The organism is Parendozoicomonas sp. 2304DJ65-17 (assembly GCF_058148445.1).
Window position 1 is genome coordinate 200,993 of record NZ_JBYVJV010000002.1, and the last position, 13,510, is coordinate 214,502.

A 13,510-nucleotide genomic window follows, 5' to 3' on the forward strand; every position below is an offset into this window, starting at 1 on the left:
GACATGGATATTCGTCAACAAAGCGTGGTCATTTTGGTGCATGGTGCTCTTTAGGCAGCCACAAAGAAATCACAGAAGCCGCAGCAATAAACCCTGCAGAAACCCACAAACAAAGCACCAATCCAGACATTTCAAACAACCACCCGGAAAGCACTGTGCCTATCAATCGTCCCATGGCATTGGCCATGTAATAAAAGCCAACATCCATGGAAACGCCATCCTCTCTGGCGTAGGCAACAATCAGGTAGGAGTGCAGGGAAGAGTTCACCGCAAACAATCCGCCAAATATCAACAAACCAATAACTATTACCGACTGTGGATGCCAGCCAGCCTGCACACCGTAAGCAACAAAGGCTGTGACTACCGCTAATCCGGCAGCCCAAAGCATGGCGGCTCGGCCACCACTGTTCTGGCCAGTTATGCGTGGTGCTATTCCCTGAACAAATCCGTAACCAATTACCCAGAGAGCGAGGAAACCACCAACCTCTTCACTGTTCCAGCCAAAGGTGGAACCGAGGTAAATAGGCAGGGCAATAACAAACCACACGTCCCGTGCGCCAAACAGAAACATTCTGGCTGCCGAGAGAATATTAATAGGGCCACTTTTGGAAAATAACTCAGTGAATTTTGGCTTGGCTTTGGCCTTGCCAATATCGCTGTCTAACATCTTCAAGCTCAGCAGCAATACTGCGGCAAGTACAGTGGCCATAATCACCATGGCATATTTGAAGCCAACCAGTGCTAACAACAGACCGCCGATAAAGAATCCCAATCCTTTCAACGCATTTTTGGAGCCAGTGAGAATCGCAATCCATTTATAAAGTTTTCCCTGAGCACCATTTTTTACCAGCATTTTGATGGAGCTCTTGGCACTCATTTTGTTCAGGTCTTTCGCAATGCCAGAAAGAGCCTGAGCTGCCATAACCCACGGAACTGAAAGCATAGTTGCCGGTACAGTAAGCATTCCCAGGGCAACTATCTGCATACCCAGCCCGATATTCATGGTGCGGTTAAGCCCGAGTCGTGCCCCCAGCCAACCGCCAGTGAGATTGGTGACCACACCAAAGAACTCGTAAAACAGGAACAGCGCCGCAACTTCCAGAGGGGAATAACCCAGCTGATGGAAGTAGAGCACTACCAACATACGCAATGCGCCATCGGTAATAGTGAAGTTCCAGTAATTAAAAGTGATCAGCAGATACTGCTTAATGGAACGATCAATATTGGAAAGCTGAGATTTAATGCCTGTCATTTCATTGAGTTCAATCGAGGTACTGGAAACTTTACAGGCAGACTTCTGATAGAGCGGTAAAACTAACCAGAAGTCTGCCTTCACTCGGATTAACTTTTGCCAACCTTCAAAGCCAGTTCAGCTGTACGGCAGGCGTAGCCCATTTCGTTGTCGTACCAGGCGTAGATTTTCAGCATCCGCTTATCCACAACCATGGTTGAAAGAGCATCAACAATTGAGGAGCGGGTGTCGCCTTTATAATCGATAGACACCAGCGGCTTCTCTTCAAAACCAAGTACGCCTTTCAGTTCACCTTCTGCAGCCTCTTTCAAAAGTGCGTTCACTTCTTCTACAGACGTGTCCCGTGCAACATCAAATACCATGTCGGTGATAGATGCGTTGGCCAGAGGAATACGAATAGCGTGCCCATTCAGCTTGCCTGTTAACTCAGGGAAAATCTGAGTGATCGCTTTTGCGGAACCTGTGGTGGTAGGAATCAGGCTCATGCCGCAGGCTCTTGCCCGGCGCAGGTCTTTGTGAGGCGCATCCAGAATAGTCTGGGTATTAGTAATGTCATGAACTGTTGTCATGGAGCCGCGCTCAATACCCAGTTTTTCATGAATGACTTTTACTACTGGAGCCAGACAGTTTGTGGTGCAGGAAGCGGCAGTCACGATTCTGTGTTTCTCTGGGTTGTAGAGATGATCGTTCACACCAACCACAATGTTCTGAACCGTATCGTCTTTAACCGGAGCGGAAACAACAACTCGCTTCACCCCTTGAGCCAGATACTTGTCCAGATAATCGCGGGTTTTGTGCTTGCCGGTGCACTCAATAACAACATCGCAGCCAGACCAATCTACCGCATCAATCTCTTTTTCCTGGGAGCAAGTGATTGTTTTTCCAGCAACAGTCATAGCGTTTTCGGAAGCTGTAATCAGGTTGTTCTTCCAGGTTCCCTGTACGGAGTCAAACTCCAGCAGGTGCGCCAGAGTTGGTGCGTCACCAGCCACATCATTGATGTGAACGAACTCGAATTCGCTCCAGTCAAAAGCGGCCCGTATAACCAGGCGGCCAATACGGCCAAAACCATTGATACCAACTTTGATAGACATAAGAGTCTCCAAAAAACTGAAAGGTTAGTTACACACGCAGGGTTCGGACTTCAGGCGGTCAGTGTCGGCCTGATAGGTTTCCTGCAAACAATTGGACTTGGCGAGGCCGTCTATCACTTTACGGCTCCAACCGGGAATATCTTTGGCGATGTTGTAGTAAACCCACTGGCCTTTCCGGGTGTCCTGAAAGATGCCAAGAGTTCTGAGCTGAGCCAGATGCCGGGAAATCTTGGGCTGGGACTCTTCTAGTGCAGAGGTCAGGTCGCAGACTCTCAACGCACCTTCTCTGGCAATCAATAAAAGACAGCGCAGGCGTGTTTCATCGGAGAGCAGCTTAAAAAACTGGTGTGGCAGCATGAAATATCTTCACAGTCATATATGAATATATGGATGTGCGTATATTATGGTCGAAATAAAAACGTGTCAACTGAAGAAATACTTATCCGCTATCGGACGTAAGGAAAATAGTTCAGGAAATGACTGTAAGAAAGTTAGAGGCTAAAGCCGGTTGGCCTATTTGGTGTCCGGGGTGTCTTCGTCTTTGTGAAGAAAGTTATCCAGATGAGTCATGGCTATGCTCAAGGCTCCCGCGCCAAAGGCGACGCCGTAAGCAAATAGATAAGCTGCAGATTTAATGGCACGTCCTTTTAGCATTTCTCGTTTCCTTGCAAACACTGTGGCTGGCCTCTTCCTTGAGTATAAGAGGTGTTTCGGCAGCTGGCTGTTTTCCTTTGAGATGGCTTGTTGTGGATTAAACAAAGTTCTGCCACCTCTTGCCGATATGCCTCGCATAATCGCGGAGGATGGCTATGACCTTTTTCAGAACACTGATCCGGTTGGGAATGACTTTGGTGTTAACCTTTTCAGCAGGGCTTTCGGCAGATTTGCTGACTCTGGAGGAGAGCGGTACATCCCAGATCATGGCGAAAATCCGTGCCACCATGAATGCCGAAGCCGCCAGAACCGGATCGCTTATTACCTGGGAGTTCAGCTATAGAGCAGGTGGCTCAGATAAAATCGTACAGGTCATATCGCCAGTCCCTTTCACCGTGAAAATGGATGGAGAGCGCACTGATATATCTCTTTTCAATGTCAGGGTTAACGAGGTTGAGGCCATTCTTACCATGGCCGCGGGAGATGATATTGAAAATGGCGAAAGCCAGATGATGATTGGCTACTCCGCAGAAAAGGATGAGCGCGGTGTTCGTTATCAGGTGTCTTTCAACGGTAAAACAGCTGAAGAAAAGGGGATGTCAGCTGAGCGGATCGGAGGTGAGAACCAGCAAGTTGATATAGAGCTGGAAACCCCGCAGGAACTTTTGCCTACTCAGCAGGAGATCAATACAGCAACCACATCCCGTAGCAATCAGCCTGTTACGATCTTTGTCTTCAAGCATAAGGATGTTCGTGAAAATGTATCCAGCCTGACTCATGAGCATTTCAGCTGGTGGGCCAAACATATGAATGCTATCAGCCAGCGTTACCAGAGAAATGGCAACGGCCCTTTGTTCAGTGAACTGGTGGTGGACTTCCGTACTGATAACAAAATTCAGAACTTCAAATACAGAGGCAAGCCTTCAGGCAAACTCAGAGAGCTGGCCGGTGAGTTTCAGCGCTACAAGCGGGAGAACGGTATTTTAGGCTCCTATAAGCGCAACAAGTTTCTGCTGCTAACCGAGAAGATGATGGATTGGAAAACCCTCGGTATTGCCTACGTTGGTGGCCAATACGGTATGGCGGCAGACGATGATGATCAGGTAGCTGCCCATGAAATCGGCCATATGTTTAACGGCAGGCATGACAAAGCCGATGTTGTTTACAACGGCTGGTGGTGCGAATCCATTCTCTACTGGCAGCATGTATTTTTGCGAGCCAGCTGTCACTACTACACCGACGCAAATATGGATGTGATTACCGACTATTTGAAATAACGAATTACAGTCTGATCCGGGAGCCATTTGGCTCCCTTTTTTGTGCTGAATTATGTGTGGCGAATAAAGAACGACCGTAGCCACTGGTGGGCAGGGTCCTGCTGATGCCTCTGGTGCCAGTAGAGTTCATGGGTAATGGGCTCAATATCAAGTGGCACCGGCAACATAGCAACCTTGTAGCGAGACATTGCGTATTCCGCCCATTGTTGAGTGCAGACTAACAACAGATCAGTGTTCTCACACACACCAGTGGCGTTATGGAAATCATCTACGGCTACCACGATATTCCGTTTCAGCTTAAGCTGGTTCAGAGTGCGATCAACAATAGAAAACTTATCAGTAACAGAACCCATGCCGACATGCCGGAGGTTTAACCAGGCTTGCTGATTCCACTCTTGTGTGAGGCAGGGGTGATCTTTACGAACCAGGCAAACTAATTGGTTGGCGTAGAGGCTGCGGCAATAAAGGCCAGATATACGTTTCTGGCCGCAGTCGAGGTCACTGGGCAGAACCACCAGATCAAGATTACCGGCAGAGAGCTGCTGTATATCACTCAGGCTCAGGTTTTTAATCTTAATCTTTGCCAGAGGAGCCTGGCTGATAATCTCATTCAGTGATCGCTGGAACACCAGCTGGTTGGTCGTCTCTGGTAAAGCCACACGGAAATAACGCTGACATAAAGCAGGTTCAAAGCTCTGGGGCTGAACAATGTTCCACAGGCCATCCAGTATGGGGCGCAGATCATCTTTAAGAGCCAAAGCTCTTGGTGTGGGAATAAGCCCATGAGCTGTGCGGGTGAACAGAGGGTCGCCGCAAATCTCCCGTAACCGGGAAAGACTTTTGCTGACCGCTGACTGACTCAAACTTAACCGGGCTGCAGCCTGAGTCACACTGCGTTCCTCTAGTAGTGCCTGCAAGCAAACAAGGAGGTTGAGATTAATGCGGGACAGTTCGCGTAAAGACATAACCGCTAGGCTCTAAGATATTCCATAAGGGAAATTTGAGAATGAAAAGGTATCACTACCACTCATAATTAATGAAGTCACAATACACGGACAATCACCCAAAATGGAATTAAGAGTCACACCTCAATGCCTGTAACCCAAAGATCAGCCCTGCCAGTTATTTTTGCACTGGTTATTCTCAGCCCTCTGGCTATTGATATGTACCTGCCATCGCTGCCGGAAATGAGTCGTGTCTTTAGTGCGGACGACGCAGGTATGCAGCTGACAATCTCCCTGTTCATGATCTGCATGGGTGTTGGTCAGCTGTTTGCTGGCCCGGTATCTGATCATTTTGGTCGCAGAACGTCCGCTCTGTTGGGAACTGGCTTGTATGTTATTGGCAGTTTGATGGGAGCCATGTCAGAGGCTTTGTCTGTTCTCTATCTCTCCCGCATTCTGCAGGGAATTGGTGCAGCCAGTTGTGCAGTCAGCGCATTTGCCTGGGTGCGAGATCATTTTGATGCCCGGGAGTCTGGTAAGTGGATCAGCTACATGGGTGGAATGATCGGAACTATTCCTACTTTGGCTCCTACTCTCGGCGGAGTTCTGGCTGTGCAGTGGGGCTGGTCTGCCAACTTTGTTTTTATGGGGTTGTTAGGCAGTGCGGTTTTTATTTCTGCCATGATTTTGATGGAGAAAGGTCATCCCGTACACACAGCTCCGTCTAAGTCTGCAAACCATGTGGGAAATAATTTGAAAGAGATTCTGACTCATCGCCAGTTTCTCACCTACTCACTCACCGGCACCTTAACTATGGGCGGCATTCTGGCCTACGCAATCAATGCGCCTTTTGTTGCCATGAACCTTGCGGGTTTGAATGAATTTGGCTTTGCCATGATGTTTGGCATATTGGGTGTGTTACAACTGCTTTCCAGTATTGCGGCTCCTCATCTTGCAGGTCGCATTGGGCGTCGGCAAACCATTATCTTTGGTTCTGCCCTGTCACTTATCGGGGCTGCAGGCATGTTGGTGATTCCTGGCAATGAGCCTCTCTGGTATTTTGCTGTGGCAGCACTGGGATGTGTTGGTTTTAACCTGATTTACGGAACGTCTTCCGGTTTAACACTTGAACACTTCAAACATTGTTCTGGTCTTGCTGCTGCCATAGACGGCTGTGCCCGTATGGCGGGTGGTGGTTTGATTGCCTCTTTGTTGAAGTTAACCGGGTTGAGTGTGTTTGGTGTTGTTTCTCTGGCTTATGCCTTGCTGGCTATTCCTCTTCTGCTGGCCATGTGGGATCTAGCGACCAGAAAAAAAGCTGCTCCGGAAGAAGTCTCTTACCAGGAAGCAGCTTGAGAGGGATACGGCTACTAACGCTTAAGGCTTGGTTGGTGGATTGGGAAGCGAGAACATTTCTATGGCACCACCACTATGGAAGGTGCCTTTTAAACTGGCCTGCATAATAAAATTATTATGGTGATTAGGGTTCAGTAATAACGATAGAGATGCATCGTTATTACTGGAGTTCCCTTGTTGGGCAACGATATTTCCTTCCTCATCAACCACGGTCAGTTGCGCATAATCTTCGGCAAAGAAACCATCATCGGCAGACTCAAGATTAAGATTCACCTGGGTTGGATCACTGATAACCAAAGTTGCAGACGGATCGGATGTGTAATCGGATGTATTTTCATAGGATCCATTCCAGTTCTGCCCATTACCACTGAGTGATCCATCACTGACCGATGTTAACGATGAACTGCTGGTCAGGGTGAAGTCATCATAAGAATCACCATTCGTTCCTGCATAGATGGTGTAAGTTTTCGGCGTTGTTGGCGTATTGGTATTAGGTGTTGCTGAATCTGATGTGTACCAAGACTGGGAAATCTCTTCTACATAAATGGTTTCTGGCAGGCCAATACGCAGAGCCTGTTCTGTAACATCATAAGTTACGCCGGATGCCTGATAGTTCCATGTCGCATCGTTGGCAACAAGATAAGGAGCATCGTCCCTTTGTTGCCAGGCGATATTTTCCATGGAAGCATTAATATCCTGCTCGAGAGTTACCCCTGCCTGACCACTGATACCGGTCATATCATCATCGGACAAACTCTGTAGTTCTGCGTAAGACAACAATGATAGAGCAGACAAGAATGGCAGCAGGGCGATTCTAACTGTATTCATACCTTAACCCCCTGTGGTGAAACGGTTTATAGGCAGAGGATTGGATGCAGAAATACCGCCGTTGGCAAACTCCATTGCAAGACCAGGTGCTCTCAAGCCGTCCTGCAGGTTAAGCCAGAAACCTGGTTGTGCTGTACCCTGAGGGCCGTCACCAATTTTGGGGTAATTGATGGCCTGGCTCTGAAGTCCGAGATACATATTGTTGGTATTGGTGAATTCCATGCGTCCAAATTGGTCGAGATCTATCTCCAAAGGAATGCCAATTATGCTGGCCGTGATCTGATCCTCTCTAACATTATGTGCTTCAGAGTTCACATCAATACTGCCTAAAAAACCAAGATCAACTTCACCTACAGCTTCTATATCACCACTGAGTGAGCGTATGGTTCCTCCCAGCGTACCATTGGCTTCACCAAAGCCCAGGCGTACGCCAACCAATTCGTCATTTTCATTACGGGCGAACTCAACGTATGGCTGTGAAATTTCAAAAGGAACAATGGTTTCTTGCCCATTAATTTCTTCTACCGTTCCTAAAGAAAGGTCATCAATCCAGATATCGGCATCATAACCACCGTTATTCTGACCATCCGGGCGTTCACCTTCCCCAAGAATAACCTGCTCAGCATTCAGGTTTACAGCAACATCAAGGCCAAGGGTTATACGAGTAAAGGAAGTGTCTTTATCACTGCCATCGGTTCGCTGACCAGAAGTGTCTGCAGTATCAATAGGTATTTCAGTAACAGCTATGGCTCCGGTGTTAATGCTGCCATCCGGTGCGGTGATGTTTGCGGTCTCAACACTCAGGTACTGAATCTCTATACCAGTAAGAGTGCTCTGTCCGGTATCCCAACCGTTTACGCCAATGTTATCAACAGTCAGCTCAGCTTTGGGTTGTGCGTAAAACAGTTCTGCAGTGTCCGGTGTAACTGCGGCCAACTCCAAGCTTAATTCGAGATTATCGGTAATATCGAGAGTCAGTGGCTGGTAGAGCGAGCCAATCGGCAGGTAAAGGTCAACGCCTTCCAAAACCCACGTGGAATCTTTTTGTTCACCATCATCATCCAGAGGGGCATAAGTGAGGCTGCTGGCCTCAAAATCAATCAGGCCAGACATAGCCAGCCCGCCATCATCCGTGGCCCAGAGCTTGGTGTAGGAGTTATCCATATTCAGGCCGTACAGAAATAACATGCCTGATTCTTTCTTACCGCTGAGGTGGGTTAACTCCATCTCAGTGGTCATGTCATAGAGGCCAGCACTTTCATTACCGTTGCGGTAATCACCTTCTGGCCAGGCAAAAACCATTTGCTCTGCGTTAATGGTTTGACCGTTAGGCAGTGTTTGGGAGGTTTCTTCGATATTGATAAAGAAGGGATCGCTGTAAGAACCAATATCGTTACCCTTTTCACTGGAACCTGTGCCATTGTCATAATCGGCATTGGTCCAGCTCAGAGTTTTAAATGTCAGAGGCGCACCGGAATCAAAATGCAATTCAAGGCTGGCGTCGTCTTCCGTATTGACGTAGACATTGTCCATGGTAAACGCCACAGCATTACGCCCTTCAATGCTGGACATAGTCTCATCATCAAGAGGGGTTAGTTCAGCATGGTTTACGCCAGAAATTAAACTACAAATAATCGCGGCTGTGATTTTATTAACAGTCATTGTCAGCCCTTCTTTTTATTTTTATGAGCACACCTTAGCGCAGGCTTTTTCTACTATAAATTGCATCTTCCCAGTTCGTACAGGTCTTTAGAGTCAGGTTACAAAATCTCCATTTTTGTATACCCAACCCCTCTGGCATGGGGCTGCCGAGGAATTAGCGGGTTCGTGATACACTCCGATTTGATTGATGGTTCACCCACCCTCTCGGAGTTTCAATGAGCTTTGCAGTTCTGGCTGTTTTTATCCCGACGTTTATTTTTGTGTCTGTGACACCGGGTATGTGCATGACCTTGTCTATGACCCTTGGAATGACAATCGGTGTGCGTCGTACATTATGGATGATGGCCGGTGAGCTGGTTGCTGTTGGTGGAATTGCCTTTCTGGTGATGGTTGGTGGTGCTGCCGTAATGCTGGAATATCCATCACTGTTTACCGCTTTTAAAATGATTGGTGGTGCTTATTTATTATGGCTGGGTATTCAGCTCTGGCAGTCTAAAGGCAAAATGGCGATTCAGGATTTTAATGTTGATCAAAGCCATATTTTGCCGACCGAACTGGCTATGCAGGGATTTGTGACCGCTGTCGCTAACCCTAAGGGCTGGGCGTTCTTTATTTCCCTGCTTCCTCCTTTTATTAATTCCGATCAGGCGCTGGCTCCACAAATTGTGGTGATGTTGTTTCTGATTTTGTTTATTGAGTTCTCTTCTCTGGTTGCCTATGCGAGTGGTGGTCGGACATTGCGCCGTTTTCTCCAGAAAGGAAACAATGTAAAGGTCATGAATCGTATAGCTGGAACCCTGATGGTGGGTGTTGGAACCTGGCTGGCGTTGACCTGAATCTTACAAAGTACGCTCTAAGTCAGGGAAATAGCTTTTGACTCCATAGAGAATGACCGGCTTTTCAGTCTGCTGTCTCTTTGGTTTATGAAGAAGATTGTTGTTACCACCCAGAACCGCCGCACGATCACAGGCTATGCAGCCCGTTGCCGAAATCATCAGGTGTTTATTGTACAGCCAGAGCGCAAGCGCATAGTCAGCTGCGAGGTTCATGAACTGTTCAAGAATGAAACCTGGTTTGATACTGATGCTGGTCAGCCGCACCCTTTCGACGAAATGGATGTATTGATTACAGCCGGTATGGGCAGTGGCCTGAAGGCAGAACTGGCCAGCCGCAATATTGAAGGTTTGGTAACAACCGAAAAAGATCCAAAAGCTGCTGTGAAGATGTATCTGCGGGACACTCTTCCAATTGCAGAGATAGAAGAGTTTCACGACACAGACGAATACATTGAAGACCTAAGTCGTTTACCTAACGAAGTACGCAACAAATGCTGCGGTAACACAGATTTAAATGGTGGATGTTGTGGCAGAGGATTACGAGGATTGGTTTGATCCGGGAGCTTGGTAGGCTCGTATACCTTTACACATAGGAAAGCGGCTGCAGCCCCAAAATTGATTGCCTGCGTTTTTCCCTTGCTTAGCCGTTTGCAACACCATTGTTGATCCGCATCGTGGGCAGCGGGGTGGTAAGTTAGGCTTTTCCCTGTTATTCATTTTGAACATTCCATTACAGGCTTATTAATCCATGATAACTGAATATTCCCGACCTGCTGTTGGTGTAGGAGCCATTATTCTGCGGGGCGATAAAGTTCTGTACGGCTTACGCAAGGGCAAGCATGGTGATGGCTGCTGGCAGTTCCCGGGAGGTCACCTGGAATATGGTGAGTCTGTGGAAGAGTGTGCCCGCCGGGAAGTTCTGGAAGAAACTGGCCTCACTCTGGTGAATACTCGCATTGGGCCATTCACCAATGATGTATTTGAAGCTGAGGGCAAACACTACGTAACGTTATTTGTTATTGGTGAAGCGGAAGGCGAACCACAGGTTATGGAGCCGGATAAATGTTCAGAGTGGCGCTGGGTATCCTGGGACCAAATGCCTGAGCCACTGTTCTTACCCATCGTTCACCTTCTTGAACAGAACTACAGGCCCAGCCTCTAATTCGTAGAATTTTACCTGTTGGATAATCTGAACTAGAACTTCCTGCCTCTCACTGTTGAGTATCGGGAAGTTAATATGTCTGAGTATCTGCATGATAAAGACAGAATAATTGCAGCGGAGCGTTTGAAGTTACTTGAAGAACTGGAAGACCCATCTTCAACTGCGTTTATGGAATCTCTTTCTCTTCCGGATAAGGGAGAATTTTTGGAAGTTGCTGCTGGTAGAGGTTCCATAGCCCTCTGGTTTAGAGATCGGTTTGCGGAGTCGCAGGTTACAGCCACAGATATTGATGTTGACCTGCTTGAGAAGTTACCTGATCTCAGCAGGGTTACGGTCAAGAAACACGACCTGATTTGTGATCCTTTGCCATCCAATAAATATGATGTTGTTCACGTGCGCTATTTGCTGGTGCACATGGCTGAACGTGAAGAGCTTTTGCAAAGGTTGTATTCCGCTACCGCGCCCGGCGGCTGGCTTGTCATTGAGGATGTTCAACTGGCTAATGCCCAGCCTGTTATTTTTCCTGTTGGTTATGACAGTCAGCGCTATCTCGATGTCCATAAACAGTTTTTTAAAGCTTATACCTGCAAGGGAGGGCGCTGGGATTTTGGGTTTGAATTGCCATCAAAGATGAAACTGTTAGACACGATTGATTTCCGAATGTCACACCGTTTCGATGTATATGCTGGTGGTTCTGCAGGTGCTCTTTTTCTTAAAGAAAGTATTCTTCAGATTATGAGGGGAGCGGGAATAGATGAATCTTTACTTGATGTATATGACGTTATGGAAGACCCGGCATGCCTCCATGGCTCTCATACAAAGATCAGCTGTGCGATCAGAAAAGCCTTTTAGTGAGTCGAATTATTCGCTCGGTAACGCTCCAGCCATACATCAGAAAAGCTCTGCAACAGGGGAATGACAATTGCCCAGATGATAGAAAGAATCAGCAGGGTTTTCCATTCCGGCGCTCCGAGGGAAATATCTGAGAGTCTGGCTCCGGCATAATAACTCAGAGGCCCTGCGAACATGCCGCCCAAGGCTCCCAGCCATTTGTGTTCGCGGGTCCAGTCCAGAGAGTGGCGAAGTGTTGTTGCGAATAACAGCCAAAGGCAGGCGAGCCACAAGGGCAAAATGTTCCCCTCTCCGGGAAAAGTGAGCACGCCAAGGTTGCCAAGGAAGGTGTCAATGGTACTGCCTAGTAGGAAAGTGACAGCAAGTAGCTCCCGTTCTTTTTTCCAGGAACCAATCCAGAGAACATGAATAAGTACAACGCTGATTGTATAAGGGATAGCAACGCTGTTTCCTCCCAAAACACAGGCAAACCAGCCAGCCTGAAAGAGCAGAAAATTGATAATTCTTTTTTGGGTATTCATTGTTGTTATCGCCTGCTCTTTCAAACCTAAGTAGGCCTTAGCTTTTTGTACTGCCTAAACCAGAAAGTAGATCACGCTCTGGTCTTCTTCTTTTTCTTGCGATCTTCTTTTTCCTGCTTTTTGGCGGCCTGCTCTTCGTGGAGAGCTGCCAGAATGGCTTGCTCTTTGGTAATCAGCTCTGGAGTTTCCAGAGTGATTCGCCCTAAAGTGCCACTGCGATAATCATTCAGAAGAATCTCTGCAACTTTATGAGTATCTGCGAATCCACCTTTGCGCATTGCGCCACGGCGGCGGCCAATTTCATCAAACACTTCAATCGCACTGGCAGGTAGTTCGCTGAAGTTGTAACGGTTGATCAGTACATCTGGATGAGCTTCCATCAGGTACTCAACCAGGAACATGCCCACATCTTCAAATTCCAGAACTGTATTCTTTATGGCTCCAGTGATGGCAAGGCGGTAGCCACACTCTTCCGGTTCCAGCTTTGGCCACAGGAATCCAGGAGTGTCGTGCAGTACAATATTGTTTTCCAGTTTTATGCGCTGCTGGCTTTTGGTAACGGCTGGTTCGTTGCCGGTTTTGGCAATAATTCTTCCGGCAAGATTATTGATGGTTGTAGATTTTCCCACATTGGGAATGCCCAGAATCAGCGCCCGCAGCGGTGTACCTTCAAAGTTGCGGTGGGGTAGCATGGCTGGGCAGATTTTCAGAAGCTCACGCACTTTACCGGGTTCATGCTGGCTCATGGGAATAGCTTTGATTCCCTGCTCTTTTTCAAGACTTTCCTTCCAGCGCTGAGTCAGCTCCGGATCGGCAAGATCAGCTTTGTTAAGGATTTTTATACACGGAGTATCTTTGCGCAGAGCCGGAACCAGTGGATTCTCGCTGCTAAAGGGGATGCGGGCATCCAGCACTTCGATAATAAGATCAACCTGAGGCATAGCCTCACGGATCTCTTTCCGGGCTTTGTGCATATGCCCGGGATACCAGTTAATCGCCATGCCGACAGTCCCTGAAGAATTCTCTAAAAAACCTCCATTGTAACCAGATCAGGAAGAGCTGTCTTTCTAAT

Annotated in this window: 16 protein-coding genes; 6 read left to right on the forward strand and 10 right to left on the reverse strand. The window is 47.7% G+C overall.

Annotation, left to right across the window (positions count from 1 at the left end; all coding sequences use genetic code 11):
- Positions 1–28: 28 nt before the first annotated feature.
- The 4 genes from arsJ to ACY2RR_RS05945 form a co-directional block, all read right to left on the reverse strand.
- Positions 29–1,252, reverse strand: a complete 1,224-nt coding sequence (gene arsJ, locus ACY2RR_RS05930) for an organoarsenical effux MFS transporter ArsJ (protein WP_490107879.1) — start codon at positions 1,250–1,252, stop codon at positions 29–31.
- An 89-nt stretch (positions 1,253–1,341) separates the two neighbouring features.
- The gene (locus tag ACY2RR_RS05935) at positions 1,342–2,346 is read right to left on the reverse strand and encodes an ArsJ-associated glyceraldehyde-3-phosphate dehydrogenase (protein ID WP_490107219.1); all 1,005 of its coding nucleotides are present in this window, start codon (positions 2,344–2,346) and stop codon (positions 1,342–1,344) included.
- Positions 2,347–2,370: 24 nt separating this feature from the next.
- Positions 2,371–2,703, reverse strand: coding sequence for a metalloregulator ArsR/SmtB family transcription factor (locus tag ACY2RR_RS05940; protein ID WP_490107220.1), 333 nt, complete (start codon positions 2,701–2,703; stop codon positions 2,371–2,373).
- A gap of 156 nt (positions 2,704–2,859) precedes the next feature.
- Entirely contained in the window at positions 2,860–3,000 is a 141-nt protein-coding gene (locus ACY2RR_RS05945) for a hypothetical protein (RefSeq protein ID WP_490107221.1), read from the reverse strand.
- Positions 3,001–3,155: 155 nt separating this feature from the next.
- Here ACY2RR_RS05945 and ACY2RR_RS05950 point away from each other — a divergent pair, with 155 nt between their 5' ends.
- Entirely contained in the window at positions 3,156–4,277 is a 1,122-nt protein-coding gene (locus ACY2RR_RS05950; protein ID WP_490107222.1) for a hypothetical protein, read from the forward strand.
- Between the two features lie 50 nt (positions 4,278–4,327).
- Here the strand turns inward: ACY2RR_RS05950 and ACY2RR_RS05955 are convergent, their stop codons facing one another.
- Positions 4,328–5,242, reverse strand: coding sequence for a LysR family transcriptional regulator (locus tag ACY2RR_RS05955; RefSeq protein WP_490107223.1), 915 nt, complete (start codon positions 5,240–5,242; stop codon positions 4,328–4,330).
- A 126-nt stretch (positions 5,243–5,368) separates the two neighbouring features.
- Here ACY2RR_RS05955 and ACY2RR_RS05960 point away from each other — a divergent pair, with 126 nt between their 5' ends.
- Complete coding sequence (locus ACY2RR_RS05960) at positions 5,369–6,577, forward strand: multidrug effflux MFS transporter (RefSeq protein ID WP_490107224.1); 1,209 nt, start codon at positions 5,369–5,371, stop codon at positions 6,575–6,577.
- A 21-nt stretch (positions 6,578–6,598) separates the two neighbouring features.
- Here ACY2RR_RS05960 and ACY2RR_RS05965 read toward each other — a convergent pair whose 3' ends face one another.
- Together ACY2RR_RS05965 and ACY2RR_RS05970 are read right to left on the reverse strand one after the other, a co-directional pair.
- Entirely contained in the window at positions 6,599–7,405 is an 807-nt protein-coding gene (locus tag ACY2RR_RS05965) for a DUF6160 family protein (RefSeq protein ID WP_490107225.1), read from the reverse strand.
- Positions 7,406–7,408: 3 nt separating this feature from the next.
- Complete coding sequence (locus ACY2RR_RS05970; RefSeq protein WP_490107226.1) at positions 7,409–9,067, reverse strand: hypothetical protein; 1,659 nt, start codon at positions 9,065–9,067, stop codon at positions 7,409–7,411.
- Positions 9,068–9,282: 215 nt separating this feature from the next.
- Here ACY2RR_RS05970 and ACY2RR_RS05975 point away from each other — a divergent pair, with 215 nt between their 5' ends.
- Positions 9,283–9,903, forward strand: coding sequence for a LysE family translocator (locus ACY2RR_RS05975; protein ID WP_490107227.1), 621 nt, complete (start codon positions 9,283–9,285; stop codon positions 9,901–9,903).
- Between the two features lie 87 nt (positions 9,904–9,990).
- Positions 9,991–10,458 carry a NifB/NifX family molybdenum-iron cluster-binding protein gene (locus ACY2RR_RS05980; protein WP_490107228.1) on the forward strand — a complete coding sequence of 156 codons (468 nt, stop codon included), beginning with the start codon at positions 9,991–9,993 and terminating at the stop codon, positions 10,456–10,458.
- Here ACY2RR_RS05980 and ACY2RR_RS05985 read toward each other — a convergent pair.
- Positions 10,441–10,629 carry a topoisomerase DNA-binding C4 zinc finger domain-containing protein gene (locus tag ACY2RR_RS05985; RefSeq protein WP_490107229.1) on the reverse strand — a complete coding sequence of 63 codons (189 nt, stop codon included), beginning with the start codon at positions 10,627–10,629 and terminating at the stop codon, positions 10,441–10,443. The two genes, ACY2RR_RS05980 and ACY2RR_RS05985, sit on opposite strands and share 18 nt — an antisense overlap.
- Positions 10,630–10,651: 22 nt before the next feature.
- Here ACY2RR_RS05985 and ACY2RR_RS05990 point away from each other — a divergent pair, with 22 nt between their 5' ends.
- Both ACY2RR_RS05990 and ACY2RR_RS05995 read left to right on the forward strand, forming a co-directional pair.
- Positions 10,652–11,065 carry a nucleotide triphosphate diphosphatase NUDT15 gene (locus ACY2RR_RS05990; protein ID WP_490107230.1) on the forward strand — a complete coding sequence of 138 codons (414 nt, stop codon included), beginning with the start codon at positions 10,652–10,654 and terminating at the stop codon, positions 11,063–11,065.
- Positions 11,066–11,140: 75 nt separating this feature from the next.
- Positions 11,141–11,917: a class I SAM-dependent methyltransferase gene (locus ACY2RR_RS05995; protein WP_490107231.1), complete on the forward strand. Its 777-nt coding sequence runs from the start codon at positions 11,141–11,143 to the stop codon at positions 11,915–11,917.
- Here the strand turns inward: ACY2RR_RS05995 and ACY2RR_RS06000 are convergent.
- Both ACY2RR_RS06000 and ylqF read right to left on the reverse strand, forming a co-directional pair.
- The gene (locus ACY2RR_RS06000) at positions 11,914–12,438 is read right to left on the reverse strand and encodes a DUF2878 domain-containing protein (RefSeq protein WP_490107232.1); all 525 of its coding nucleotides are present in this window, start codon (positions 12,436–12,438) and stop codon (positions 11,914–11,916) included. The genes ACY2RR_RS05995 and ACY2RR_RS06000 overlap by 4 nt on opposite strands.
- Before the next feature lie 71 nt (positions 12,439–12,509).
- Complete coding sequence (gene ylqF / locus ACY2RR_RS06005; protein WP_490107233.1) at positions 12,510–13,439, reverse strand: ribosome biogenesis GTPase YlqF; 930 nt, start codon at positions 13,437–13,439, stop codon at positions 12,510–12,512.
- Positions 13,440–13,510: the final 71 nt, after the last annotated feature.

What these genes read in the sequence shown, in the direction of transcription:
- ACY2RR_RS05940 (WP_490107220.1), bottom strand. Translation starts at nt 2,703, where the DNA reads ATGCTGCCACACCAGTTTTTTAAGCTGCTCTCCGATGAAACACGCCTG.
- ACY2RR_RS05995 (WP_490107231.1), top strand. Translation starts at nt 11,141, where the DNA reads ATGTCTGAGTATCTGCATGATAAAGACAGAATAATTGCAGCGGAGCGT.
- ACY2RR_RS05960 (WP_490107224.1), top strand. Translation starts at nt 5,369, where the DNA reads ATGCCTGTAACCCAAAGATCAGCCCTGCCAGTTATTTTTGCACTGGTT.
- arsJ (WP_490107879.1), bottom strand. Translation starts at nt 1,252, where the DNA reads ATGACAGGCATTAAATCTCAGCTTTCCAATATTGATCGTTCCATTAAG.
- ACY2RR_RS05975 (WP_490107227.1), top strand. Translation starts at nt 9,283, where the DNA reads ATGAGCTTTGCAGTTCTGGCTGTTTTTATCCCGACGTTTATTTTTGTG.
- ACY2RR_RS05965 (WP_490107225.1), bottom strand. Translation starts at nt 7,405, where the DNA reads ATGAATACAGTTAGAATCGCCCTGCTGCCATTCTTGTCTGCTCTATCA.
- ACY2RR_RS05935 (WP_490107219.1), bottom strand. Translation starts at nt 2,346, where the DNA reads ATGTCTATCAAAGTTGGTATCAATGGTTTTGGCCGTATTGGCCGCCTG.
- ACY2RR_RS05990 (WP_490107230.1), top strand. Translation starts at nt 10,652, where the DNA reads ATGATAACTGAATATTCCCGACCTGCTGTTGGTGTAGGAGCCATTATT.
- ACY2RR_RS05970 (WP_490107226.1), bottom strand. Translation starts at nt 9,067, where the DNA reads ATGACTGTTAATAAAATCACAGCCGCGATTATTTGTAGTTTAATTTCT.
- ACY2RR_RS05980 (WP_490107228.1), top strand. Translation starts at nt 9,991, where the DNA reads ATGAAGAAGATTGTTGTTACCACCCAGAACCGCCGCACGATCACAGGC.
- ACY2RR_RS05950 (WP_490107222.1), top strand. Translation starts at nt 3,156, where the DNA reads ATGACCTTTTTCAGAACACTGATCCGGTTGGGAATGACTTTGGTGTTA.
- ACY2RR_RS05985 (WP_490107229.1), bottom strand. Translation starts at nt 10,629, where the DNA reads ATGTTCAAAATGAATAACAGGGAAAAGCCTAACTTACCACCCCGCTGC.
- ACY2RR_RS05955 (WP_490107223.1), bottom strand. Translation starts at nt 5,242, where the DNA reads ATGTCTTTACGCGAACTGTCCCGCATTAATCTCAACCTCCTTGTTTGC.
- ylqF (WP_490107233.1), bottom strand. Translation starts at nt 13,439, where the DNA reads ATGGCGATTAACTGGTATCCCGGGCATATGCACAAAGCCCGGAAAGAG.
- ACY2RR_RS06000 (WP_490107232.1), bottom strand. Translation starts at nt 12,438, where the DNA reads ATGAATACCCAAAAAAGAATTATCAATTTTCTGCTCTTTCAGGCTGGC.
- ACY2RR_RS05945 (WP_490107221.1), bottom strand. Translation starts at nt 3,000, where the DNA reads ATGCTAAAAGGACGTGCCATTAAATCTGCAGCTTATCTATTTGCTTAC.